A 22,459-nucleotide genomic window follows, 5' to 3' on the forward strand; every position below is an offset into this window, starting at 1 on the left:
GGTTTCCGGGAGGCTTCGAAGATCGCGCAGTATACGGTTGTAATCCGCGGGCCTCGCGTTTGCCGCCGGCAACAACCGGATCAGGTGCCGGCGCCCGGATCCTGCTCGCGCCGCTCGGCGTCCTCCTGGGCGGCCACGTCTTCCAGTTTGACCTGGCTGGTGCTGCCGTGGGCGGCGGCGCACTGCGCGGGATTCTGGCTGCTCTTGACGCATTCGGCAAATGCCAGCGCGGCGTCCACGGTCGCGAAGTGATACGACTGGCCGTCGGCGAACGCGACCTTACCTTCAACAGAACAATCCATGAGTGCCTCCAGGGTATCGGAAGGTCCATGCTGCCGCGTTGGCGTCGCGGCGTCAATTCACCCGACGCGGCAGCACCGCCCGCATCCAGCGCGACAGCACCGGGCGGATGCGCTGGTTGTGCAGCAGCACCGCGCCCAGCACCCCGATGAAGGCGCCCAGCACCGTGTCCACGAAACGCGCCTCGATGACGTCGATGGGGTAGCCCTGACCCAGATGCGGCGCCTCGGCCAGAAAAATGGTCAGCGGCGTGATCAGCACGACCGCGCTGGCGTAATGCCGCACCACCAGCGTCTCGATGCCGAAGGACAACGCCATCATCACCAGGCTCAGCGTCCAGACGTTGAGCGGCAGGCTGAGCAGCGCCCACGCCACGCACAGTCCTACCGCGGTGCCCAGGATGCGGTGCATCTGCCGGCTCCATGCCGCGCGCAGGCTGGCGCCCTGGATGATCGCCAGGCAGCTCACCGGCACCCAGTACGGCCGCTGCAGTTGCAGCAGTTCCGCCACCAGCAACGAGATGCCCACGAACAGGCCGATGATGACGGAGTCGTAGACCACGAAATCGAAAGTGGGCTTGGGCAGCTCGATGGGCGCGGGCGGCGGCGCGACGCGCGTCATGTGCAGCGAATACGCAAAGGCCACCAGGCACGCGACCAGGCAGCCCAGCGCCACCATGCCCACGCGCAGGGGCACGTCTTGGACGGTGCCGGGCGTGTACGCGGCAATGGCCGTGGCCATGATGAAAAACAGGCTGCCCGGCGGTCCCAGGCGATAGCAGCGGCACACCATGTTCACTACCATGGCGATCAGCGTCAGCGCCGCGATGGTGGCGGTGGGCCAGAACTGCGTCAGCGCGCCCAGCGCATAGCAGGCGACCATGCCGAACGACGCGGCCAGCAGCATCATCATGCGGATCTGCAGCGAGGCGTTGGGCAGGCTCAGGAACACCATGCCGCCCAGGCTGGACATCAGCCCGTAGTCCATGCGCCCGAAATATGCGCCCACCATCAGCGGCAGGCCCGACGACAGCGCGGCGGCCAGAGGCATTTCCCACGGGCGGTCACTGGCGTGGACGCGGGTCAGCTCGGTCCAGGTGCCGAGCAACTGGTCCTTGACGAAGGCGAAGGGGCGCCTCGGCTGATCGTCCGGCCCTGCGGGGTCGTCATGTCGTGTCATAGGCCGATTCTATTCCCCATCAAATTCCGCCACTCGGATTTAAGGGGAATTCCCCGATTCTCCCTCCCGGACCCACTGGTACTATGCGCCGCACTTCAGCCTTCGGCTGAGCGATAAACATGCGCAACGCTGCGCGGAGACACCATGAAAGTACTCAAACTGGCTGCGGCAGGAACCGCCTTGTTCATTTCGTCCTGGACCGCCCATGCCGGCGCGACCTTCGACGCGGTCAAGAGCAAAGGCTTTGTCCATTGCGGCGTATCCACGGGCGTCGCGGGCTTTTCCGTAAACGACAGCAAGGGCGGCTGGATCGGCCTGGACGTGGACCTGTGCCGCGCGCTGGCCATCGCCCTGTTCGGCGACGCGTCCAAGGCCAAGATCCAGGCGATCAGCGCGGTCCAGCGCTTCACCGCCCTGCAATCCGGCGAGGTCGACGTGCTGACCCGCAACACCACCCTGACGCTGACGCGCGACACGACGCTGGGCCTGATCGGCGTGGGCGTCAACTACTACGACAGCCAGGGCATCATGGTGAACAAGTCCCTGGGCGTGAAGAGCGCCAAGGAACTGGAAGGCGCCACGGTCTGCGTGCAGCCCGGCACCACCACTGAACTGAACCTGGCCGACTGGTTCCGTTCGCAGAACGTCAACTTCAAGCCGGTCGTCGTCGAGCGCCTGGACGAGATCATCCGCGCCTTCGCCGTGGGCCGTTGCGACGCGTTCACCGGCGACAAGTCGCAGCTCGCCGCCGCGCGCAGCAACCTCGAGAACCCGGAAAAGTACGACATCCTGCCGGAAAACTTCTCCAAGGAGCCGCTCGGCCCCATGGTCCGCCAGGGCGACGAGCAATGGTTCAACCTGGTCCGCTGGACGATGAACGCCATGCTGGAAGCCGAGGAATACGGCGTGACGTCCAAGAACGTGGACGAGATGCTGAAAAGCACCAACCCGAACGTCCAGCGCCTGCTGGGCGTGACGCCGGGCATGGGCAAGAACCTGGGTGTCGATGACAAGTGGGCCTACAACATCATCAAGACCGTCGGTAATTACGGCGAGAGCTTCGAGAAGAACCTGGGCCCCAACAGCCCGCTGAAACTGGAACGCGGGCTTAACGCCTCGTACCGCAACGGCGGCCTGATGTACGGCTGGCCGGTGCGCTAAAAACCGGGCCGCAAGGCCCGCGACGACTTCCCTAGGGTTAGCCGCAATTTGCGTGCTCTCGCGTGACCCGTACCGTACGAGAAATATGTTTATCGTACAAAGTTCGGAACACATTTTTGGAGCAGCACGTGAAGCAGTAGGTCTATAACCCAAGGGGAAGTCGTCATGAAACGTCGCAGTGCGTTGAAGCTGATGGGGGCCGCCGCCGGCCTGCACCTGACCGGCGCAAGCTGGGCACAGAACGGGGCGTATCCGTCCCGAGTCATCAAGATCATCGTCTCATCCACCCCAGGCAGCGCCACCGATCTTGCGGGACGGTTGGTCGGCGACCTGCTCTATGCCAAGTACGGCCAAAGCGTGGTCATCGAGAACCGCGCCGGCGCCGGTGGCGTCATCGGCATGCAGGCCGCGGCCGCCTCCAAACCTGACGGCTACACCCTCACCACCGGTGGGCTTGGCCACAACGTACTGCCGCCCGCCACGCTGCGCGGGTTGCCCATCGACATCCCCACTGCCTTACTACCGATTGCCCAGGTGGCCGAGTTCGTCAACGCACTCGTCGTGCGCGTGGACCACCCGGCCAACACCGTGCCTGAGCTGATCGAATATCTGCGCGCCACGAAGCGCAAGCCGCTGTACGGCAGCAACGGCGTCGGCAGTTCGTCGCAGATGACGGCCGAGCTCTTTGCCATGCGCACGGGCCTGAAGTTCGATCATGTGCCGTACAAGGGCGCCAGCGAAGCGCTGGTCGGCACAGCCAACGGCGACCTGGACCTCTGTTTCATGAACCTGCCACCCACGCTGCCGATGGTGGACGGCAAGCGCCTGAAGGCGTTGGCGGTGACTAGCGCCTACCGCGCGCGGCAGTTGCCCAAGGTGCCGACCATGCAGGAACAGGGCATGAAGGACTTCGACGTCACGAGCTGGCTGGGGATGTATGCGCCCGCCCAGGTGGACCCGGCGATCATCGCCCAACTGTCCAACACCATCGTCACCGGGCTGGCCGCGCCGGAATACCAGAACCGCATCATCAACGCCGGCTTTGAACCCAAGTTGCGCGACGCCGCGCAGTTCCAGGCGTTTTCCAAGGCAGAGTTCAAGCGCTGGAGCGAGGTCGCGCAGCAGGCGGGGATCGTGGTGGATTACGGCGGGAAATAGGCGAAAGGCGGGACCGGCCACATGCGCCGGTCCCGCCCCGTCAGCCCCACCTTGGCGGGGCCGCGCCTAACGGCGCGCTGCCGTCAGGCGCGCGCCTGCCAGACTTCGGCGTTGACCATCGCCTGCGGTTTCTGGCCGCCCAGCGCGTCCATCAGGTTGGCCACCGCCAGGTCGATCATCGCGCGCCGCGTTTCGTGCGTGGCGCTGCCCACGTGGGCCTGCAGCACGACGTTCGGCAAGGCGCACAGCGGGCTGTCGGCCGGCAGCGGTTCCTGCTCCATCACGTCCAGCCCCGCGCCCGCAATGGTGCCGGCGCGCAGCGCTTCCACCAATGCGGCCTCGTCGATGACGGGTCCGCGCGCGGTGTTGATCAGGTACGCCGTGGGCTTCATCAGTTCCAGCTCGCGCTTGCCGATGGAATGACGCGTTTCCGCCGACAGCGGGATGTGCACGCTCAGCACGTCCGACGACTTGAAGAGTTCATCGCGATCCACATAGGTGGCCAGGCCTTCGGCCTGCGGATCCGCGCGGCGGTTGTGATAGATCACCTTCATGTCGAAGGCCTGCGCCGCGCGCGCCACGACACGTCCGATGCGGCCCATGCCCAAGAGGCCCAACGTCTTGCCGCGAATGTCGCGCGTCAGCGGAAACGCGCCCTTGGTCCACGAGCCGCTGCGCACAAAGGCATCGCCCGCCACCAGGTTGCGAGACAGGCACAGCATCAGGCCGATGGTCACATCAGCCACCGCGCCGTCCAGCACGCCCGGCGTATTGCAGATCAGCACCTTGCGCCGGGTGGCGGCCGCCAGGTCAACGTTGTCGAATCCCACGGCGAAGTTCGAACTGACCTTCAACGCGGGCAAGGCATCCAGCAACGCCTGATCGACCTTGGTGCGTACCGTGCACACCATGCCTTCGATCTGCGCGCGCTCGTCTTCACCCAGCACGTCAGCGGGATTCTGCCCGGTGGGCACTTCTAGGATTTCGCAGCGCTCGGCGAGGCGTTCGCGCAGGTCCGGCGGCACGGGCGCGGAGACGATGACTTTGGGCTTTTGATTCATTGGGGGCTCCAGAGGGGTCAGGGTTCGATTGCTTCGACGTCGGTGGCAAACACCTGCTGCTCACCAGCGTCGACCAGCGCGGGTTCGGCGGGATGGTCCAGGTAACGGACAATCAGCCAGAAGCCGTCTTGCGGGTTCTCGACGATCTCGGCCAAAGCGCCATCCGCCATGCGCACGCGCACGCCGGGTTGCAGATCGACGAGGTTGATGGATTTGTTGTCGGCCATGCGGTGGCTCCTTGTGGTTCCGCCGGCGCGGCTACAGTTCAAGCTGCGATGACGGCACGCGCACGCGGATGCCGTCCAGCTCGGGCGTCATGATGACCTGACAGGACAGGCGGCTGGTTGGGCAGCGCTCGGGCACGACTTCCAGCAAAGCCTCCTCGGCCATGCCGGGCGGCTCCAGCCGCGCGTGCCATTCGGCGTTCACCTGCACGTGACAGGTGCCGCAGATGGCGCCGCCGCCGCATTCGGCCACGATGCCTTCCAGGCCGTCGCGCCGCGCGGCCTCCATCAGCGACCAGTCATCGGGCACGTCCAGCACCTGTTCGGCGCCATCGGGCAATTCAAATATCGCAACGGGCATGTTGTCTCCAAGGCTTCGTTTACACAGCGGCCGCAACCGCTTCGGGCGCGCCGATGCGCGGCACACCTTTGATGAATTCCACGGGACTGTCGACCGCTTCGATCGCGGCCAGGCGGCCGTGCTGATAGCGCTCGACCAGCCAGCCCTTGGCAGTGGGCAGCAGAACATCCCGGCAGGGCGCGGCCGGGTCGACGAGACCAGCCATCTGCAGGCGCCGGCCCTGCTGCTCGGACCAGAACGTGGGCGGACGCGCCGCAGGCGGCGCCTTGCCGGCAATGGCGGCCGCCGCCGTGCGTGCCTGCGCCAGCGCGTTCTGCACGCTTTCGATGCGGGCGTAGCGCTGCAGCTCGCCCCGAAAAGCGCTCGCACAATCGCCAATGGCGTAGACGTCGGGCGCCGAAGTCCGGCAGCATTCGTCGACGACCACGCCGTCCAGGCAGATCAGTCCCGCAGCCTCGGCTAGCGCCGTCTCGGCAACCGCGCCAATCGATACCAGCACGAGTTCGGCGTCGATCGGATCGCCACTGGCCAGGTGCGCGCGCCAACCCGTCGCAGTACGTTCCCAGCGCCGCACCGCCGCGCCGTGGCGGATCTCGATGCCGGCCTCGCGGTGCAGGTCGCCGATGCGCGTCGCCGTGGACTCGGACACCTTGCCCGCCATCACGTTGCCGCCCTGCTCCAGCACCAGCACTTCCGCGCCAAGCTTGCGCGCCGAGCAGGCCGCCTCCAGCCCCAGATACCCCGCGCCCACGACAAGCAGCCGGATGCCCGGCCGCAACGCCTCGCGCAGCCGGTGGGCGTCGTCCAGGCCTCGCACGGAGAACACCTGATCGCCCGCCACCTCGGCAATGCCGCGCGCGCTGGCGCCGGTGGCAAGCACGCAATGTTCGAAAGCCACCTCGCGGCCCGACGCCGTGCGCAGCGTGTGCGCCGCCGTGTCGATGGCGGCCACCGGATCGCCCGCCACCACGATCACGCGCGATTTCTCATACGCGCTGCCTGCTCGTAACGCGATGCGTTCGGCGCTGGTCGAGCCGGTCAGCAGCGCCTTGGACAGCGGCGGCCGTTCGTAGGGCGCATGCGCTTCGGCGCCAAAGAGCGCGACGTCGCCGTCGACGCCCGCCGCGCGCAAGGCCCACGCACACTCCACGCCCGCATGCCCCGCGCCGATGATGGCCGTGTGAACACGCTGCGGGACTGATGAGGTTTCCATGATGCTCAGGCTCCGAATTTCAGGGAAATGCTGGCTTTGGTGGCCACCTGCTTCCAGCGCGCCAGCTCGGCCCGGTTCAGCTCCGCAAAGGCGTCGGCCCCTCGCGGCTTGGGCTCAAAACCCGCGGCGGTCAAGGTTTCCACCGATTGCGGCTGCGCCATGCCTTCCTGCAAGGCCGCGCTGATCTTCTGCACGATGTCCGGCGCCATGCCAGCGGGGCCGTACACGCCCAGCCAGCTCGTCACGTCGAAGTCCGCCACGCCTTGCTCGGACATCGTCGGCACGTCCGGCAACTGCTTGCTGCGATAGCTGCTGGTCACCGCAATCGGACGAATCGATCCCTTGCGGATCAGTCCCATCACCGGCGGAAGGTTGCTGAAGCTGAAGTCCAGGTTGCCGTTCACCACATCCACCAGCATTTCGCCGCTGCCCTTATACGGCACGTGCAGCAGGTTGGTGCCCGTGTGCTGCGCGAAGAACGCCGTGGTCAGATGCACCGACGAACCGATGCCGTTGGACCCGTAGTTCAGGCCATCCTTGCTGCGCTTGCGCGCCGTGGCGATCAGGTCGTCAACGCTGCGTATCGGCGAGTCCGCCTGCACGATCAGCACGTTGATAAATTCGGCCATCTGCGCAATCGGCGTGAAGGCGCGCGCCGTGTCCAGCGGCAGCCCGGTCACCGTGGCCATCGGCAGCACCATGCCGCCCAGGCCATTGAGCAGCAACGTATAGCCGTCCGGCGGCGCGGACGCCACCTGCTGGCTGCCGATCATGCCGTTCGCCCCCGGCCGGTTCTCCACCACCACGGGCTGGCCAAACTTGCGGCTGAGGATGTCTCCGGCCAGACGCCCCGCCACGTCCGTGACGCCGCCCGGCGGGTACGGCACGATCAGGCGGATCGGCTTGCTGGGATACGCGGCGTCGGCGCCCCACGAGATTCCCGTCGCCGTCATCGCGGCCGCGCCGGCAATGGCCTTCAGTACAGTACGTCTTTGCATGCTGCAACTCCAGGTATGGGCGAGCGCGTCCTGTCGGCGGTCTGGCCCCGAGTGGAAGGAAAACCATCGAATCCCGGCAGACGGGCCGGGTCCGGCATAGTCGCGCTAGAAGAAGATCGTCAGCGCCTTCGATAAGAGAACGTTCTGGTCCAGGTGGATCTCGCGCGACAGAATCGTGAAGCGCCCGTCCCGCCTGCGCAGCACGTCCTCACGCTTGCCCACGAACAGATTCACTTCGGACTGCAAACGGTTCTGATAGATCAGAAAGCGAGACCGCACCCGCACCAGGTCGCCGCCGCCCTCGTCAGGCGTCACGTCCAGCACGCGGATGTTGGTCACCAGATGGGACACGCGCGAGGCCGGCTCTTCGGCCCAGTGAATGCCCGTCTTGATCTGCGCCACGCGCTGGCGCAGCGTGTCGATGCCTTCGTCGAACCAGGCGGCATCCTGCTTGCCGGAGTATTCCTGCGCCATCGCGTCGCGGCGAACGTTGCGCGTCAGCGGCATGCGATACGTGATGGCTTCGTCCAGGAGGCTGAGCCACTTGTCGAACTCGCGATGGTCCAGCAGATCGGCCTCGTAGTGCAGGAAGCGGTGCGCTTCCCACCACAACAGCATGTCGTCCACGCTGTCGTCCTGCGCCACGGGCAGCGCGTTCTCGATGGTTGCATTCATGCCGCTTCCTCCAGGCGCACCGCGCCCGCCATCAGTTGGTCCCAGGACAGGCCGTTCATGAATTGCGCCCAGCGCCGGTAGTAGATCCGCGCGTTCTCCTCGGTGTATTCCCCGTTGACCGCGCAGCCCGGAATCTCGGGCACGTCCTGCCGGTGGCCCACGCCCATCTGGTAGTTGAAGAAGAGCTCGCGCGACATGGCGCCCATGCTGGCCTCTGTGGCGCCGGTCCAGTTCTCCATGTCGTCGGATTCGGTCATGCCGCCCGGCCCGGAATACCGCAAGAAGTAATGCCGAGCCGCGTCCTTAACTGCTTCCGGCGCATCCTTGTCCACCAGGTACATGCGCCACATTTCCATCTCGGTCGAGCTGATCGGATGAAACACCGCCAGCGTGCGCGGCTGGCGGCCGTGGAACGACATGTTCGGGAAGATCGTGCCTACGCTGGTCTGCACCCGCATCGCCGAACCCAGCGTGCGTTCGCGCTGCTCGTGAATTTCGCGGTAGTAGGCTTCCACCTCCGGATAGCGGCCGTACTGCGGCGCGTAGGGGCCTTCTTCGTAGAACGGCAACCGGCCCAGCAGACCGTGGCCCAGTTCCGGAAAACAGATCGCCGAACGCGTGGCCGACGCATCGCGGCGCCCCTTTCCGCCGCCGGGGCCGATGCCCACGATGTCCACCGAGCGGTGGCTGATGTCGTGGTAAAGATCGCCAATGAAGTTCTCGGGCGCGAACTTCCAGTTGCACTTCACGCGCCACTTCTGCACGCCGCCGATCACCTCCGAGCCGCCCGGACTGCCGTTGCGATGATCGAGCGCCGCGTCCAGATACAGCCGCATGTTGCCGATGTAGTCCAGGAACGGCGGCGCATTGGGGTCCCAGGTCGCCCAGATGGCGCCCTTGTAGTTCACCACCTGCGCCACCGTCTTCAGACCCCACTGCTTCTTGTCCAGTTCGCCCTTGTAGTGCGTCGCGTGGCCCGGCACGCCGACCAGCTCGCCGGGCCGTTCCACCAGCTTGCCGTCGGTGGAAAAGCTCCAGCCATGGTACGGACAGGTGAAAGTCCGGTTATTACCGTGGTCATAGCGGCACAGCTTCATGCCGCGATGCGCACAGCTATTGAGCATGACCTGGATCTGCCCCTGCCGGTCGCGCGTCAGGATCACGGATTCCGTGCCCATGCGCGAGACAAAGTAATCGTCCGGCTTGGGCACCAGGCTTTCGTGCCCCACAAACAGCCACGCGCGCGAGAAGATCTGCTTCAGTTCCTGCTGAAAGATCTCTTCGTCCACGAAGATGGACCGGCTGACCAGTCCCTCCTCGGCGCGCACCAACTCGTCGATCGTCTTCTGACCCATCACCACTTCCCCTTGGAGGATGCCCTTAATGGGCGCCTACGACTTCTCAGCCGTGGCCGCCGCTGTACGCAGACGTGCTTCCGTGTTGTCGACGTGCGTGCGCGCATGCTGCCGCGCCAACTCCACGTCGCCCTTCTCGATGGCGGCAAACAGCGCCTCATGCTCTTTCTGCGCCTGCGCCCCGCGGCCCGCGATCTTGGCCGACCGCGAACGCGACACGCGCAGGTTCTTCTTGAGCAACACCGCCAGGAAATCGAAGAAATTCAGATAGTGTTCGTTGCGCGTGGCCCGCGCCACACAGCGGTGGAACTCCATGTCGGCATCCACGCCAACCGCCACGTCGCCGGACGCAATCGCGTCGGCCATCTTGCGCAGCGCCAGCCGCATCGCGGCCAGATCGTCCTCATCACGCCGAGCCGCCGCCAGCGGTGCCGCCTCGATCTCGAAGCCCCGGCGCAATTCCACGATGCGCAGCACCTGATCCGCATCGCCAATGTCCGCCGCCTGCATGCGCAACACCGACGGCCGCGCCGTCTGCATGACGGTCAGCCCGCGGCCCTGCTTGCTTTGCACGATGCCATCGCCCTTCAGGCGGGAAACCGCTTCGCGCAGCACGGTGCGCGAAACGCCAAGCCGGGTTGCGATGGTCTGCTCAGGCGGCAGCACCTCGCCAACCTGGTAGTCGCCACTGGTAATCTCGTCCAGCAGCATCTCGGTGACGCGGTCCGTCAGATTGGGCTCTGACGAGAACGGCGGGACCGACTCTCGTTTCAACAGTACTCGGGAAGCTGAATCAGGCATAGGAAGTCTCGTCCGAAAACGTGCATCTCATTGCCAGCCCGCGTTGCCTCGGCTGTGGACGCGCCCCGGGAGGGGTGCGTTGAAAATACGATAATCGTATAAGGAGGGGGGGAGGTATTAGGGGAAGTGCGGATGCTGGTCACATGCGCACACTAGACCTGATCCGGGGACGGATCGATCGCCGATTATGATTGCCAACGTAGCGAGTTCACGCGAATGCGTTACTCTCCCCTCCCCAAATCAGTCTGCAAGGAGTTTCCACATGGCACAAGCCTCCGCCCGTCACATCCTCGTTTCCACCGAAGCGAAGGCCAACGAACTCAAGACCGCCATCGAGAACGGCGCTGACTTCGCCCAGCTCGCCAAGGAAAACTCGAGCTGCCCGTCGAGCCGCGACGGTGGCAACCTGGGCACCTTCGGCCCGGGCCAGATGGTCAAGGAATTCGACACCGTCGTGTTCAGTGCCCCGGTCGGCGAAGTGCAAGGCCCGGTGAAGACCCAGTTCGGCTACCACCTGGTCGAAGTGACCAGCCGCAAGGACTAAGGTCCCGCAGCCAATTGGCTCAGAAAGCCGCCGCCAGGAGCGATCCTGGCGGCGGCTTTTTTTCGCCCAGCGTCAGCCACCCTGCACGTTGCACCGCAGCACCGGATTCCCTATCAATTGATAATTTCTGTTCAGGTGACAGGACCCGAAGGCCTGCGACAGAATGGCCCACACCCGGAGGAGACAGCCGGGGCCACAAGAATCCACAGCGCAATCACACGGCGCCAGAGGCCCATGAAAAAGTCCAGGAAGGTCATCATCACCTGCGCCATCACCGGTTCGGTCCACACCCCGTCGATGTCGCCCCACTTGCCCGTCACTCCCGATCAGATCGCGCAGTCCGCGCTGGACGCCGCCGAAGCGGGCGCGGCCATCGTGCATTTGCACGCGCGTCAACCGGACACCGGCCAGCCTACGCAGGATCCGGCGCTGTATGCGCGATTTTTGCCACGCATCAAGGAGGCGTCTGACGTCGTGGTCAACATCACGACGGGCGGTTCGCCGGTGCTGCCCATTGCCGAGCGCATGGCCCCGGCCTTGCAGTTCAAGCCCGAGGTGGCGTCGCTGAACATGGGGTCGATGAACTTCGGAATGTATGAACTGCTGGAGCGGTTCAAGGAATTCAAGCACGCCTGGGAACGGCCGTATCTTGAGGGCAGCAACGACCTGATCTTTCGCAACACGTTCAAGGACATCGAGCACATCCTCGCGTCTTGCGGCGACAACGGCACGCGCTTTGAGATCGAGTGTTACGACATCGGGCACCTGTACACGGCCGCGCATTTCGTGGACCGCAAGCTGCTCAAGCCGCCGTTCCTGATCCAGTCGGTATTCGGTATCCGCGGCGGCATCGGCACGCATCCCGAGGACGTGATGATGATGAAGCGCACCGCGGACCGGCTGTTTGGCGACGACTACATCTGGTCGGTGCTGGCTGCGGGGCGCAAGCAGACGCCGCTGGCGACGATGGCGGCCACGATGGGCGGGAACGTGCGCGTGGGCCTGGAAGATTCGTTGTGGGACGGCCCCGGCGAGTTGGCGCTGTCGAACGCGGACCAGGTGCGCCGCATCCGGCGCATTCTGGAAGACCTGTCCTTGCAGGTCGCCACACCCGACGACGCACGCGAGACACTGCAACTGAAGGGACGCGGCAACGTCGCGTTCTGAAAACACACATCCATCCAGTGGGGAGACGAGACATGAAAAAAACATTGCGCGCGACGGCTTTGGCCGCGCTGTTGGGCATGGCGGCGGCGGCTCAGGCCGATGACGGGGTCATCCGAATCGGATTCATCACAGATATGTCGGGTCTGTCGGCCGACGCCGATGGTCCGGGTGGCGCCGAGGCGATCAAGATGGCCATTGCAGACCTGGGCGGCACGGTGGCAGGAAAGAAGGTGGAGGTGCTGGTCGCGGACCATCAGAATCGGGCGGATATCGCGTCGTCACGTGCCCGCGAATGGCTGGATCAGCGCGGCGTGAACATGCTGATCGCGGGGGCAAACTCGGCGGCGGCGCTGGCGATGGCGAAGGTGGCCGAGGAAAAGAAGACGCCGTTCTTCGTGGTGAGCGCGGGTGCGTCCGAGCTGACGAACTCGCAGTGCACGCCTTACACGGTGCATTACGTGTACGACACGGTGTCGCTGGCGCGCGGCACGGCGCGCGCGATGATGAAGGAAGGCAACAAGGACTGGTTCTTTCTGACGGTGGACCACGCGTTCGGCCATGCGCTGGAGCGGGACGCGTCGAAGGTGGTTCAGGCCGATGGCGGCAACGCCAAGGGCCGGGTGCGGCATCCGCTGAACACGGCCGATTTCTCGTCGTTCATCCTGCAGGCGCAGGCCTCGGGCGCGCAAGTGCTGGGGCTGGCCAATTCCGCCAGCGACACCAGTAATGCGGTCAAGGCAGCCAACGAGTTCGGTCTGACGCCCAAGATGAAGATCGCGGGCCTGCTGGTGCTGATTACCGATGTGCATGCGCTGGGCCTGCAAGCGGCGCAGAACATGTACCTGACCACCGCGTGGTATTGGGACCAGGACGACGCGTCGCGTAAATGGGCGTCGCGCTTCGAGGCCGTGATGAAGAAGAAGCCCTCCATGCTGCAGGCTGGCGATTATTCCGCTGCGACGACCTATCTGAAGGCGGTGGAAGCGACCAAGAGCACCGACGGCGACACCATCATGAAGTGGCTCAAGGCCAATCCCGTGAACGACTTCTTTGTGAAGGACGGCAAGATTCGCGCGGACGGGCTGATGGTGCATGACATGTTCCTGATGCAGGTGAAGACGCCGGCGGAATCGAAGGCCCCGTGGGACTACTACAAGCTGGTGGCGCGCGTGCCGGGCGACCAGGTGTACACGTCGCCCGCGGAATCGACCTGCCGCTTGATGAAGCCCTGACGCCATGACCCAATCCAACACCCCTCTCAATTCGCCCACGACGGTCTCCGCCCTGCCCGTTGATCTGACCGGAACGCGGGTCATCGTCACGGCTGGCGCGTCCGGCATCGGCGCCGCGCTGGCCGACGCCTTCGCGGAACGTGGCGCGCGCGTGCATCTGTGCGATGTCGATGACCAGGCCCTGGCCGCCAGCCGCCACGCCTGGGCGCGCGCGGACGTTGGCAGCCGCGACGAGATCGACCGCTACATGCAGACGGCGCTGTCGCATCTCGGCGGGCTGGACGTATTGGTGAACAACGCCGGCATCGCGGGCCCCACGGCGGGGATCGCCGACATCACCGCGCAGGAGCTGGACGCGACGCTGGACATCAACCTGGCCTCGCAATTCCACACCGTGCGGCATGCGCTGCCCGCGCTGCGCGAGTCGGGCGGCGGCAGCATCATCAACATCAGCTCGGTGGCGGGCCGGATGGGCTTGCCCATGCGCACGCCGTATGCCGCCACCAAATGGGGCGTCGTTGGGCTGACCCGCTCGCTGGCAATCGAGCTGGGGCCGCTGAACATCCGGGTCAATGCGCTGCTGCCGGGGCTGGTGGCCGGGCCACGCATCGAACGGGTCATCGCGGCCCGTGCGAAGAACATGGGGTTGTCGGTGGAGGAACAGACTCGGCTGGAGCTGTCCGGCGTCAGCCTGCGGCAGTTCGTGCGCGCCGCGGACATTGCCAACATGGCGCTGTTCCTGGCCAGCCCTTTCGGAGCGATGGTCAGCGGGCAGGCAATCAGCATCGACGGCGATCTGCAATCGCTGCCTTGGCAGCCGCCGGCGCAATGACCGGGTAGCGGTCGCCGCTAGGGCAGCAGCGCGATCGTCTCTGCGTAGACGCCCTGCCGCCGCGTCTGGGCGGTGGCACGCAGGGCATCCAGCAGGCGCGCGGTCAGTTCGTTATTGCGGGACTCGGCGCGGGTGATCAGCATGAAATCGAACCATTGCCGCGAGGCTAACGGCACCGCGACCAGGTCCGGAAACGACGCAACGATGTCGGACGCGGACAGCGCATTGACCAGGCTGATGCCCTTGACCGCGCGTACCGTGCCCGGCAACAGCGACATGTGCGCCTGCATGCCGGACCGCAGCAGCAGCGAGTCGGCGATATCGCCCTGCGCCACGACGTAGTCGGACCACAGCGGCTTGACGTAGGTGTCCGGCGGAATGTCCAGCACTGCGATGGCATCGCGTCCGGCCAGCGGGTGATCGCGGTGGGCAATCGCCATGACGTCCGCGCGCAGGAACGGCGTGAAGGTCAGCCGCGTGCTGTCGCGACCGACGGCGCCCAGGCCGAAGTCGGCGCGCATTGTCTCCACCGCGCTGATGACCTGCATCGACGACTCCACGTCGATGGAAAATGGCCGCGTGCCATTGAGGTCCAGATAGCGGCGCACGGCATCGGGCGCGTAGCCCAGCGCCAGCGCAGGCGACGATGCGATGCGCAGTCCGCGCCCGCCGAATTGTTCAATGCTGTGCAGGGCTTCGTCGATGCGCACCAGTTCGTCCAGCACGAACTTGGCCTCGCTGTAGAGGTACTGCCCCGCCTCGGTGGGACGCAGGGTCTTGTGCGACCGGTCGAACAGCTGGACGCCCGTCGCGCTTTCCAGGCGTGAGATCGCGTGGCTGATCGCCGGCTGCGTCAGGTGCATGGCGAGCGCCGCCTGCCGCGTCGAGCCCGTCATGACCACCGCGTAGAAGATCCGCAGGTCGTGGATGTTGAAGTTGCGCTTCATGCAGCGCGCCTACCGTTGCTTGGGTGGCTGCGTGGGTGGCTGCGTGGGTGGCTGCTTGGGCGACGCTTTCGGCGCGCTCATGCCACCAAAAGCAAACAACCCCATCTGCGCACCCGTCGCGCGCGAGAGGTAATCATTCTTCAGCGCTTCCCGATCGCCGAACAGCGCGCCGGCATCGTTGCCCTTCGCCGCACGGTTCTTGTCGATATCGTTCTGGGCATCGTGCATGCCCTCTTGCAGCGCGCGGCGCAAGGCAGGGTTCAACGATGCGGTGTCGTAGGTCTCGTCGGGCCGCAAACCCAGGCTGTCCATGCGCTCGCGCAGCATCGTCTCGGACTTGGGTACGGGTGCGAACCGCAGCAGGAAGGCCAGTTCATCATAGAACTCGAGCGAAGAATACATCTGCGCGCGCGGAACCGGCGCCATCCAGTCCACCCGCGCGGGTGCGGCGGGTGCAGCCCGGTTTCGGAACGCGGACAAGGTCTGCACCTTGAAGCGCGACTGGATGCGCTTGGCGTTGTCATGGTCGGCGGGATTGAAGCGCTGCGTGCGGGCCACCAGCGTGGCAAGTTCAGTCTCGGAACGAATCACCTTCGTGATGCCGGGTGGCACCTTGCCCTTCCAGGACGGTCCTGCAACCAGAAAAACGCCGCCGCCGACACCACGTGATCCCAGGTCGCCGATGTGGTGCATGTACAGATCCATCACCTGCAACGAGGCGTCGCGCCGCTTTTCAACGCGGGGCACGGTGACGACGACGGGTTCGGCGCGCAGGTCCAGCGCGGCGTACGAATACAGATAGCCGGGATCCAGCCCAGCCGCCGCGGCGGCTGCCGTGCCCATCGGATTGATAGAGTTCAGCGGACCTTTGTACTGCGCGCCGCTCTTGTCGATGCTGTAGGCATACATGGCCTGATAGCTGGCGACCATGGGCGCGCCGTACAGGTACGATTCGCGGGCGATGCTGCGTGCCTGTTGCGCCGTGACGCCTTCGATGCCGACCCACTGCGAGCCGGAAGCGGCGTCGGGCGACCTGAAGGTGCAGCCGGACAAGGCGCCCGCCAATGCGAGGGCGGCAACGAAGCCGATGAACGGACGGCAGGTGGCGCGGCGTAATGCGGTGCTAATCTGGCGGTGGCGCATTCAGGGCTCCGGCATGACGGGATGGCGCAGGCGCCCGATGGCGGCGGCGTAATGCGCCAGGCTCGAATTCCGGGGGATTCTGGCATATTTCCCCCGCATATCAAAGAATCGGTGCACCGTGCCGACGCAACAGGAAAGGCACAGCAGCATGACAGCAGAAGACCCCACCAGCATGACCGGTCCGGACGGAGAGGCTTACAACATTCGCGCGGCATCGTACTTCGTGCTGCAAGCCGAGCACCGCTGCACCGCCTGCGCCAAGGTATCTCGCGTGGCGGCGCTGGCCGTGCCGCCTGGCCACGAAAGTACAGAGGGTGAGTTGGAGCTGGATGAAGACGACGCGGACAGCCCCGGCCTGGATCCGCAGGCGTTTCGTGACTGGCTGTTCAGTCCGGCGCAATGGCAAACGATGCCCGGTCCGGCGATGATCTCGTCGACCCGGGCGCTCGCGCCCGAAGTGGCCCAGACGCTGCGTACGCTTGCGCCGTTCTTCCGGCAGAACCCGGCGCAGTCCGGCGAATGGTCCAATTTTTGCGAGCATTGCGAGCGGCCGATCTGGGACGGCGCGCTTTATCCGACGCCGGGCCAGGCTTTCTGCCCGAACGATGCCGCGGCCGCAGCGCACGTGTCAACGCAGCGGATCGACGCGCCCTTCGCCGCCTTCTTCGGCATGTGCTGGACAGACAGCTACCGCAACAAGTGGCCCCTTTTTTCGCGCCTGGGATACGCATGCAGCGAAGCGGAATGACACTGCCTCAGGCGTTTTGCAGCAGATCCTGAGGCACTTCCAGTTGGCGCGCCGGAATGGCGGCGATGGCGCTTTCCGTGGCGCTGGCATCGGTGGTCAGGTGCTGGATCAGGTCGACGGTGGTCGAACTGCGGGTCAGCATCATGCAGGTCACCTCGTCGCCCGCGACGCGGGTGGCGTGCCAGCAGCCCGGCCGCATGCACACGCCCTGCCCCTGCGCCACATGAAAGGCCGCGAGCGTGGACAGGTCCGGCGTACCATCGGCGGCGCTGCGCGCCACGATCTGGATGATGCTGCCCGTCAGCGGAACGATCGCCTGCTGCGTCAGCAGGTGTTTTTCCAGGCTGGCAACCTCTGGAGATTGGCTGCGGTAATTGACCCACAGCAGTTGGGCGTCGCCGCCCGCGCCGGTGTTGAACTGGTGTTCGTGCCAGAAGTCGGTGGCCGGGTGCGTGTATAGCGGGACGCCGTTGCCGTCCGGCATGGGCTTGCCCAGCATCCACCCGTAGGCGTTGAAGGCATCAGGCGACAGATCGTGGATTTCAAGCTGCGTGTTGCTCGTCATGCGGGACCCTGTGATGGCTTAGCGCCGCGTTTGGGAAATTCGGCGTCGTAGTCGAAGTCGCCGCGCGCGATGGCCTCCAGGATGGCAACGCGCCGGTCGGCAGCGCGCTTGAGGTTGGCGGCGGTGGGCTTGACCCGGATACGCTCGACACAATGCCGGCCGTCAAAGAAGAAACCGATCTCGATGGACGATTCGGACGCGGGGCGCACCCCTTCGAATCCCTTGTTCATCTCGTGATCTCCCTGTTGCCGATGGCAGACATGATAAACGCAACGATATGACAGCCCGCGCGCTGGCATACACTGCCCTGATCCCCCCCTCCCGAGGACGCGCAACATGGCTATCGACCTGACGTCGCACTATGTGTACCTGGACGCCTCCGGCGCCGCCGCCACGATGACAGGCGGCGACGAGTTCTGGTCCCAATCCCCGGTGGACCTTGAAAATTACGGGCGCGGCTGGCTGGTGTCCGAATACGAGTTCGCAGCGGACTGGCCGCAATGGGAGATGCACCCGGGCGCCGACGAGATTGTGCGCCTCATGGCCGGCGCGGCCGAGCTGCACCTTGAATGGCCCACCGGCATTCAGGTCGTGAAGATGCTGGCCGGCGACGCCTACGTCATTCCCAAGGGCGCCTGGCACACGGTCAAGGTCATGGAGCCCTGCCGCATGCTGCACATCACCATGGGCGCGGGCACCCAGCACCGGCTGGCATAGCCGCGCCCTGCTGGCTATCCGGCAGCGCCCGCAGGCCGTGCGCGCTGGATCTCGCGGTCGTCGATCGGCCAGTGCAAGGCGGCCGACAGCACGCCCAGCGCCATCGCGCCCAGCCAGATCAGGTCGTAGGAACGGGTGGCCTCGAACACCACGCCGCCCAGCCACACGCCCAGGAATGAACCGACCTGATGGCCGAAGAACACGAAGCCGAAGAGCGTCGTGATGTAGCGCACGCCGAACACCTGCGAGATGAGGCCGTTGGTGAGCGGCACCGTGCCCAGCCACACAAACCCCATGACCGCCGCAAACGCATAGACCGACCACGTGGATAGCGGCACGAGCACGAAGAGCGCGATGGCCGCCGTCCGCACCAGGTAGATGCCCGCCAGCAGGTACTTGCGCCGATGATGCGCGCCCAGGATGCCGCAGACATAAGTGCCCATGACGTTGGTGAGCGCAATGATGGCCAGCGCCGCCACCGCGTCCGACGCGCGCAGGCCCTTGTCCATCAGGTACGCGGGCAAGTGCGTGCCGATGAACGCGAGCTGGAAACCGCACGCCAGAAATCCCAGATTCAGCAGCCAGAAGCCGGGGCGCGTGAAGGCCTCGCGAATGGCGTCCGTCATCGACAGGTTCGCGTCGGGCGCGGCCGCATCGCACACGCGGTTCGCGGGCTCGCGCAGCGGAAATGCGAGGGGCAGCACGACCATCAACACCACCGCGAACGCCAGCAACGCCGCGACCCAGCCCCAGCCGCCGATCAACCATTGCGCTGCGGGCACCATCGTGAACTGTCCCAGTCCGCCGACCGCCCCGGCGACGCCCAGCGCCCAGCTCCGGCGCTCCGGCGGCACCAGGCGGCTGAGCGCACCGTAAATGGCCGCGAAAGCGGTGCCGGACAGCGCGATCCCGATGCACACGCCCGCGGTCCACATGAAGGCGGCGGGCGTCGTCGCATGCGCCATGCCAGCAAGGCCCAGCGCATAAAACACCAGTCCGCCGGCGATCACTTTGGCCGAGCCATAGCGGTCGGCAATCATGCCGGTGAAAGGCTGCACGATGCCCCACGTCAGGTTCTGCACGGCCAGGGCGATGGCGAAAGTCTCGCGGCTCCAGCCCCGATCCATCGTGACGGGTAAGAGAAAGAGGCCTTGCACATGGCGCACCCCCAGGGCAAGTCCCATGACGACGCCGCCGGCGAGGACCAGCAGCCAGAGTTGAGATGCGTCCAGGGAAGATTTTTGGGGGGAGGACATGGCGAACCTCTTGCAGGGAACGTCGCCCCCGTTCGGGCGGGCAGTGGGTGTATTACAGAACCGGCGCGCGGGGGATTCAACCGATTAATTTTTGTCCGCTGCATGCGTGAGGGGAATGTGTCGCGTCACCGCGCCATGTCAGCATGTAGGACCGCGATCCGCGACACTTGAGCGCCATTGAGCGAAATTGACCACCATTACGCTCAACACCGAGTGGACATTAACGCTTCGTTTTTAATAGTTACATCTGCCGATCCGTCCCCGGGTGCCCCTGGTTACAGTGCTGCCTTCCCCCAATCAACTCGGCAGGCATCGGCTCATGTGGCACGCCCGATCTGGCTTTTTCATTTCCGCGGTTTGCAGCCGCGCCCGCAAGCAATGACGGCGGCGCCTTTCTTCAAGCCGTTGGCGGTCGTGGCGGCGCTGACGGGGATGGTGCTGATGGCGCCGCACAATGCGCACGCGCGTCCCAACTGGGCGCAGCAATGCGCCTACAGCACCTATGGCGAAGGTGCGGCCATGTCGTGCCACCAGCCTTATCAGGAAGGCCTGGCCGCGGTGCTCGTGGGCACCGCCGATGGCGAATCCGCCGCGTGGGGCTATATCGACAAGCAAGGCGTCATGGCCATTACGCCTGCGTACTCGGACGCCAGATCCTTCCAGAATGGCCTGGCCGCCGTCAGCCAGGAGGATCGCTGGGGTTATATCGACAAGCGCGGACGCTGGGTCATCGAGCCGCGTTTTGCGGAAGCCACCGGGTTCAATGCCGAGGGCACCGCGCTGGCCGAAGAAGACGGCCGGGACGTGCTTATCAACCGCCAGGGCAAGGTCGTGAAGACCTTTCCGCTGGGTACGCGCACCAGCGGGTTCCAGCCCGGTCAAACGCTGGCGGCGATGGAGGTTCCTACCCCGCCGCGCCTCTTCAACACCGCCACCGGCAAGCCGGCCACGCTGCCCGACGGCGTGATGGCGCTGGCCGAGCCGACCGGCAACTATCTGCCGGCGCAGTCGCGAGACTCGCGCTACGGCGGCTGGTGGGGACTGCTGGACGAAAGCGGCGCATGGGCGATCAGCCCGCAGGTGCTGCGCTCGCTCGCCCCGCCGATGCGCGATGGCGACGTGCTGGCCGTGAACCGGGATCGCGCCTGGGAGTTCGTGGACGCGCGCGGCGAGCCGCTGTCTGACCAACGCTACGAACGCGTCGAACTGGTCGCGCCCGGCGTGTGGCTGGCGCGGCACGCGAAGGGCGGCTCGGTGCTGCTGGACGCCAAGCTTGAGCCCCTGCACGCGTTCAAGAGCGACTATCTGGGCGTGCAGCGCCGCGACGGCTGGGGCTTTGCCGTCGAACCTGGCATGACGCTGCTGATCGATCCCGGCGGCAGCGTGCAGCTACTCGCCCTGCGCATCGGCGACGTCAAGATTCATCAGGGACGCGCGTGGGTGTATGGCGTGCCTGTTTCTGCCGCAGACACATCGGCCGCCGGCATGGACGCGGCCCGTGACGACATGAGCGCGGAAGACGAGGCCGCAGCGGCTGCCGCGGGCGTAGCCGTGCAAGCCGCGTCGCAAGCCGAGACCGCAGCCGCATTCCAGGATCCGCCGGTCGCGGCTGACGCCGCGGACGCCGCGCAGGAAGCGACCCATGCGGATGCAGCCCCTACCCCCGCAACGCCGTCGGAAGCGACCGCCGAAGCGGCAATGGACGCCGCAATGGACGCCGCCAGCGACACCGCCGCTGCCGCAGCCGACGCCGTGCAAAGCAGCGTCAACGCCGCCGCAGACGACGAGACGCTGCACCAGATCTACAACCCCGACGGCCTGGGCATCCTTGACGAAACCACCGTCGCCAAGCTGCGCGGCTACGACGTCAGCGAGTTCCACTACGCGCGCACGTCCGCCGTCGATGCCGCTGCGCCGCTGGCCCTCCTGCGTCCCAGCGAATATGACCAGCCGCTCGGCATCCTCACGGCGGCGGGCGATATCGTCACGAACCCGGACTGGGCAAACATCGACACCTACGACGTCACGCTGCCCATCGTGGCGCGCTCAAAGACCGGTCGAGCCGGCGCGGTCGGCGCGATTGGCGCGGACGGCACATGGGCCATCGAGCCTCAGTACAGCGAAATGCGGCCCTTCAAGGGCCCCTATACCTGGGCCCGCACGAAAGACATGCCGCGCGGCGATGCGCTGCTCATCGACACCCGTGGCCAGACAGTGGGCGTTCCCGCCAACGTGCTGGAAGACGCATCGCGCCTCGATGGCGAACTGCTGCAATACCGCGCGGTGAACGAAAACCGCCAGCGCCGCACGGGCTTGTGGAACGTAAGCAAGGGCGCGCCCGTGCTCAAGCCGGCCTATGAGGAAATCCAGGAATTCGAGGACGACTGGGCCAAGGTCCGGGACAAGAACCGCTGGGGCGTGATCAACCGCGACGGCCAGTGGGTGCTGCCAGCCCGCTACGACGGCGCCTACGACCTCGAATACTTGGGCAACGGCATGATGCTGGCCGAAGCGCCGGAGAGTAAGCGCAATCGCGGTGGCTACACCGAGCGCGCCTATCGGGTCATCAACCTGCGCACCGGCAACGCAAGCGAGCCGGTGATGGGCAAGCCGCAGAAGCTGAAGGACGGACGCTTTCTGGGCGAGCTGGCCGACGCGAGCGCCGTGTTGTTCGATGCGCAAGGCGGCGCCGTCCGCGTGTCCGACGGCCGCCCCGAAGACAAGCAGCAATATGGCGACTGGCTCTACATCAACTTCGACGAGCGCGAAGGCGCCATCGACGCGCGCGGCAACATGAAGGTGCCGGCGCGCTATGGGGAGTT

At 65.7% G+C, this 22,459-nt stretch carries 23 protein-coding genes and 1 pseudogene; 9 read left to right on the forward strand and 15 right to left on the reverse strand.

The features are described from left to right. Positions 1-80: 80 nt before the first annotated feature. Both ASD71_RS02635 and ASD71_RS02640 read right to left on the reverse strand, forming a co-directional pair. The gene (locus ASD71_RS02635; protein ID WP_056559545.1) at positions 81-302 is read right to left on the reverse strand and encodes a hypothetical protein; all 222 of its coding nucleotides are present in this window, start codon (positions 300-302) and stop codon (positions 81-83) included. A 52-nt stretch (positions 303-354) separates the two neighbouring features. Beyond that, positions 355-1,479 carry an FUSC family protein gene (locus ASD71_RS02640; RefSeq protein WP_056559548.1) on the reverse strand — a complete coding sequence of 375 codons (1,125 nt, stop codon included), beginning with the start codon at positions 1,477-1,479 and terminating at the stop codon, positions 355-357. Positions 1,480-1,623: 144 nt separating this feature from the next. Between ASD71_RS02640 and ASD71_RS02645 the strand changes: the two genes are divergently transcribed. Both ASD71_RS02645 and ASD71_RS02650 read left to right on the forward strand, forming a co-directional pair. Further along, entirely contained in the window at positions 1,624-2,640 is a 1,017-nt protein-coding gene (locus tag ASD71_RS02645) for an amino acid ABC transporter substrate-binding protein (protein WP_056559551.1), read from the forward strand. Between the two features lie 165 nt (positions 2,641-2,805). Further along, positions 2,806-3,798, forward strand: coding sequence for a tripartite tricarboxylate transporter substrate binding protein (locus ASD71_RS02650; protein ID WP_056559554.1), 993 nt, complete (start codon positions 2,806-2,808; stop codon positions 3,796-3,798). Between the two features lie 83 nt (positions 3,799-3,881). On the opposite strand, the gene ASD71_RS02655 is transcribed toward ASD71_RS02650, so the two are convergent. The 8 genes from ASD71_RS02655 to ASD71_RS02690 form a co-directional block, all read right to left on the reverse strand. Beyond that, entirely contained in the window at positions 3,882-4,859 is a 978-nt protein-coding gene (locus tag ASD71_RS02655) for a 2-hydroxyacid dehydrogenase (protein WP_056559556.1), read from the reverse strand. A gap of 17 nt (positions 4,860-4,876) precedes the next feature. Further along, the gene (locus tag ASD71_RS02660) at positions 4,877-5,086 is read right to left on the reverse strand and encodes a hypothetical protein (RefSeq protein WP_056559560.1); all 210 of its coding nucleotides are present in this window, start codon (positions 5,084-5,086) and stop codon (positions 4,877-4,879) included. Positions 5,087-5,117: 31 nt separating this feature from the next. Then, on the reverse strand, positions 5,118-5,444 hold the full coding sequence (locus ASD71_RS02665; protein ID WP_056559563.1) for a 2Fe-2S iron-sulfur cluster-binding protein: 327 nt from the start codon (positions 5,442-5,444) through the stop codon (positions 5,118-5,120). A gap of 19 nt (positions 5,445-5,463) precedes the next feature. Next, positions 5,464-6,657, reverse strand: coding sequence for an FAD-dependent oxidoreductase (locus ASD71_RS02670; protein ID WP_082578761.1), 1,194 nt, complete (start codon positions 6,655-6,657; stop codon positions 5,464-5,466). 5 nt (positions 6,658-6,662) lie between these two features. Then, the gene (locus tag ASD71_RS02675; protein ID WP_056559569.1) at positions 6,663-7,655 is read right to left on the reverse strand and encodes a tripartite tricarboxylate transporter substrate binding protein; all 993 of its coding nucleotides are present in this window, start codon (positions 7,653-7,655) and stop codon (positions 6,663-6,665) included. A gap of 105 nt (positions 7,656-7,760) precedes the next feature. After that, positions 7,761-8,330 carry a 3-phenylpropionate/cinnamic acid dioxygenase subunit beta gene (locus tag ASD71_RS02680; RefSeq protein WP_056559572.1) on the reverse strand — a complete coding sequence of 190 codons (570 nt, stop codon included), beginning with the start codon at positions 8,328-8,330 and terminating at the stop codon, positions 7,761-7,763. Then, positions 8,327-9,685 (reverse strand): aromatic ring-hydroxylating dioxygenase subunit alpha, encoded by a 1,359-nt coding sequence (locus ASD71_RS02685; RefSeq protein WP_056559575.1) that lies wholly within the window; start codon positions 9,683-9,685, stop codon positions 8,327-8,329. Before ASD71_RS02685 ends, ASD71_RS02680 begins: the two co-directional genes overlap by 4 nt. A 36-nt stretch (positions 9,686-9,721) precedes the next feature. Then, the gene (locus ASD71_RS02690; RefSeq protein ID WP_235512011.1) at positions 9,722-10,459 is read right to left on the reverse strand and encodes a FadR/GntR family transcriptional regulator; all 738 of its coding nucleotides are present in this window, start codon (positions 10,457-10,459) and stop codon (positions 9,722-9,724) included. A gap of 289 nt (positions 10,460-10,748) precedes the next feature. On the opposite strand from ASD71_RS02690, the gene ASD71_RS02695 reads away from it, so the two are divergent. From ASD71_RS02695 to ASD71_RS02710, 4 genes are all read left to right on the forward strand, one after another. Continuing rightward, the gene (locus ASD71_RS02695) at positions 10,749-11,030 is read left to right on the forward strand and encodes a peptidylprolyl isomerase (protein WP_006385706.1); all 282 of its coding nucleotides are present in this window, start codon (positions 10,749-10,751) and stop codon (positions 11,028-11,030) included. 234 nt (positions 11,031-11,264) lie between these two features. After that, on the forward strand, positions 11,265-12,197 hold the full coding sequence (locus tag ASD71_RS02700; RefSeq protein WP_056559578.1) for a 3-keto-5-aminohexanoate cleavage protein: 933 nt from the start codon (positions 11,265-11,267) through the stop codon (positions 12,195-12,197). 32 nt (positions 12,198-12,229) lie between these two features. Next, on the forward strand, positions 12,230-13,429 hold the full coding sequence (locus ASD71_RS02705; protein WP_056559580.1) for an ABC transporter substrate-binding protein: 1,200 nt from the start codon (positions 12,230-12,232) through the stop codon (positions 13,427-13,429). A gap of 4 nt (positions 13,430-13,433) precedes the next feature. Then, positions 13,434-14,261 carry an SDR family oxidoreductase gene (locus tag ASD71_RS02710; protein WP_082578763.1) on the forward strand — a complete coding sequence of 276 codons (828 nt, stop codon included), beginning with the start codon at positions 13,434-13,436 and terminating at the stop codon, positions 14,259-14,261. A 17-nt stretch (positions 14,262-14,278) separates the two neighbouring features. On the opposite strand, the gene ASD71_RS02715 is transcribed toward ASD71_RS02710, so the two are convergent. Beyond that, entirely contained in the window at positions 14,279-15,208 is a 930-nt protein-coding gene (locus tag ASD71_RS02715) for a LysR family transcriptional regulator (protein ID WP_056559583.1), read from the reverse strand. A gap of 9 nt (positions 15,209-15,217) precedes the next feature. Further along, positions 15,218-16,351, reverse strand: a complete 1,134-nt coding sequence (locus ASD71_RS02720) for a DUF1254 domain-containing protein (RefSeq protein ID WP_056559586.1) — start codon at positions 16,349-16,351, stop codon at positions 15,218-15,220. Between the two features lie 148 nt (positions 16,352-16,499). On the opposite strand from ASD71_RS02720, the gene ASD71_RS02725 reads away from it, so the two are divergent. Further along, positions 16,500-17,099 carry a hypothetical protein gene (locus ASD71_RS02725; protein WP_056559590.1) on the forward strand — a complete coding sequence of 200 codons (600 nt, stop codon included), beginning with the start codon at positions 16,500-16,502 and terminating at the stop codon, positions 17,097-17,099. A 7-nt stretch (positions 17,100-17,106) separates the two neighbouring features. On the opposite strand, the gene ASD71_RS02730 is transcribed toward ASD71_RS02725, so the two are convergent. Together ASD71_RS02730 and ASD71_RS02735 are read right to left on the reverse strand one after the other, a co-directional pair. Beyond that, positions 17,107-17,664, reverse strand: a complete 558-nt coding sequence (locus ASD71_RS02730; RefSeq protein ID WP_056559593.1) for an ureidoglycolate lyase — start codon at positions 17,662-17,664, stop codon at positions 17,107-17,109. Further along, positions 17,661-17,894 (reverse strand): Arm DNA-binding domain-containing protein, encoded by a 234-nt coding sequence (locus tag ASD71_RS02735; RefSeq protein ID WP_056559596.1) that lies wholly within the window; start codon positions 17,892-17,894, stop codon positions 17,661-17,663. The genes ASD71_RS02730 and ASD71_RS02735 overlap by 4 nt, the downstream gene beginning before the upstream one ends. A gap of 106 nt (positions 17,895-18,000) precedes the next feature. On the opposite strand from ASD71_RS02735, the gene ASD71_RS02740 reads away from it, so the two are divergent. Beyond that, positions 18,001-18,381, forward strand: coding sequence for a cupin domain-containing protein (locus tag ASD71_RS02740; protein ID WP_056559599.1), 381 nt, complete (start codon positions 18,001-18,003; stop codon positions 18,379-18,381). A 14-nt stretch (positions 18,382-18,395) separates the two neighbouring features. On the opposite strand, the gene ASD71_RS02745 is transcribed toward ASD71_RS02740, so the two are convergent. After that, positions 18,396-19,637, reverse strand: a complete 1,242-nt coding sequence (locus ASD71_RS02745) for an MFS transporter (RefSeq protein ID WP_056559602.1) — start codon at positions 19,635-19,637, stop codon at positions 18,396-18,398. A 519-nt stretch (positions 19,638-20,156) separates the two neighbouring features. Between ASD71_RS02745 and ASD71_RS28575 the strand changes: the two are divergent. Continuing rightward, positions 20,157-22,112, forward strand: a pseudogene (locus ASD71_RS28575) (WG repeat-containing protein); the annotation flags it as partial. Positions 22,113-22,459: the final 347 nt, after the last annotated feature.

This window comes from Achromobacter sp. Root565, from assembly GCF_001427425.1.
Taxonomy (GTDB): Bacteria; Pseudomonadota; Gammaproteobacteria; order Burkholderiales; family Burkholderiaceae_B; genus Achromobacter; species Achromobacter spanius_D.

What these genes read in the sequence shown, in the direction of transcription:
- ASD71_RS02635 (WP_056559545.1), bottom strand. Translation starts at nt 302, where the DNA reads ATGGATTGTTCTGTTGAAGGTAAGGTCGCGTTCGCCGACGGCCAGTCG.
- ASD71_RS02640 (WP_056559548.1), bottom strand. Translation starts at nt 1,479, where the DNA reads ATGACACGACATGACGACCCCGCAGGGCCGGACGATCAGCCGAGGCGC.
- ASD71_RS02645 (WP_056559551.1), top strand. Translation starts at nt 1,624, where the DNA reads ATGAAAGTACTCAAACTGGCTGCGGCAGGAACCGCCTTGTTCATTTCG.
- ASD71_RS02650 (WP_056559554.1), top strand. Translation starts at nt 2,806, where the DNA reads ATGAAACGTCGCAGTGCGTTGAAGCTGATGGGGGCCGCCGCCGGCCTG.
- ASD71_RS02655 (WP_056559556.1), bottom strand. Translation starts at nt 4,859, where the DNA reads ATGAATCAAAAGCCCAAAGTCATCGTCTCCGCGCCCGTGCCGCCGGAC.
- ASD71_RS02660 (WP_056559560.1), bottom strand. Translation starts at nt 5,086, where the DNA reads ATGGCCGACAACAAATCCATCAACCTCGTCGATCTGCAACCCGGCGTG.
- ASD71_RS02665 (WP_056559563.1), bottom strand. Translation starts at nt 5,444, where the DNA reads ATGCCCGTTGCGATATTTGAATTGCCCGATGGCGCCGAACAGGTGCTG.
- ASD71_RS02670 (WP_082578761.1), bottom strand. Translation starts at nt 6,657, where the DNA reads ATGGAAACCTCATCAGTCCCGCAGCGTGTTCACACGGCCATCATCGGC.
- ASD71_RS02675 (WP_056559569.1), bottom strand. Translation starts at nt 7,655, where the DNA reads ATGCAAAGACGTACTGTACTGAAGGCCATTGCCGGCGCGGCCGCGATG.
- ASD71_RS02680 (WP_056559572.1), bottom strand. Translation starts at nt 8,330, where the DNA reads ATGAATGCAACCATCGAGAACGCGCTGCCCGTGGCGCAGGACGACAGC.
- ASD71_RS02685 (WP_056559575.1), bottom strand. Translation starts at nt 9,685, where the DNA reads ATGGGTCAGAAGACGATCGACGAGTTGGTGCGCGCCGAGGAGGGACTG.
- ASD71_RS02695 (WP_006385706.1), top strand. Translation starts at nt 10,749, where the DNA reads ATGGCACAAGCCTCCGCCCGTCACATCCTCGTTTCCACCGAAGCGAAG.
- ASD71_RS02700 (WP_056559578.1), top strand. Translation starts at nt 11,265, where the DNA reads ATGAAAAAGTCCAGGAAGGTCATCATCACCTGCGCCATCACCGGTTCG.
- ASD71_RS02705 (WP_056559580.1), top strand. Translation starts at nt 12,230, where the DNA reads ATGAAAAAAACATTGCGCGCGACGGCTTTGGCCGCGCTGTTGGGCATG.
- ASD71_RS02710 (WP_082578763.1), top strand. Translation starts at nt 13,434, where the DNA reads ATGACCCAATCCAACACCCCTCTCAATTCGCCCACGACGGTCTCCGCC.
- ASD71_RS02715 (WP_056559583.1), bottom strand. Translation starts at nt 15,208, where the DNA reads ATGAAGCGCAACTTCAACATCCACGACCTGCGGATCTTCTACGCGGTG.
- ASD71_RS02720 (WP_056559586.1), bottom strand. Translation starts at nt 16,351, where the DNA reads ATGCGCCACCGCCAGATTAGCACCGCATTACGCCGCGCCACCTGCCGT.
- ASD71_RS02725 (WP_056559590.1), top strand. Translation starts at nt 16,500, where the DNA reads ATGACAGCAGAAGACCCCACCAGCATGACCGGTCCGGACGGAGAGGCT.
- ASD71_RS02730 (WP_056559593.1), bottom strand. Translation starts at nt 17,664, where the DNA reads ATGACGAGCAACACGCAGCTTGAAATCCACGATCTGTCGCCTGATGCC.
- ASD71_RS02735 (WP_056559596.1), bottom strand. Translation starts at nt 17,894, where the DNA reads ATGAACAAGGGATTCGAAGGGGTGCGCCCCGCGTCCGAATCGTCCATC.
- ASD71_RS02740 (WP_056559599.1), top strand. Translation starts at nt 18,001, where the DNA reads ATGGCTATCGACCTGACGTCGCACTATGTGTACCTGGACGCCTCCGGC.
- ASD71_RS02745 (WP_056559602.1), bottom strand. Translation starts at nt 19,637, where the DNA reads ATGTCCTCCCCCCAAAAATCTTCCCTGGACGCATCTCAACTCTGGCTG.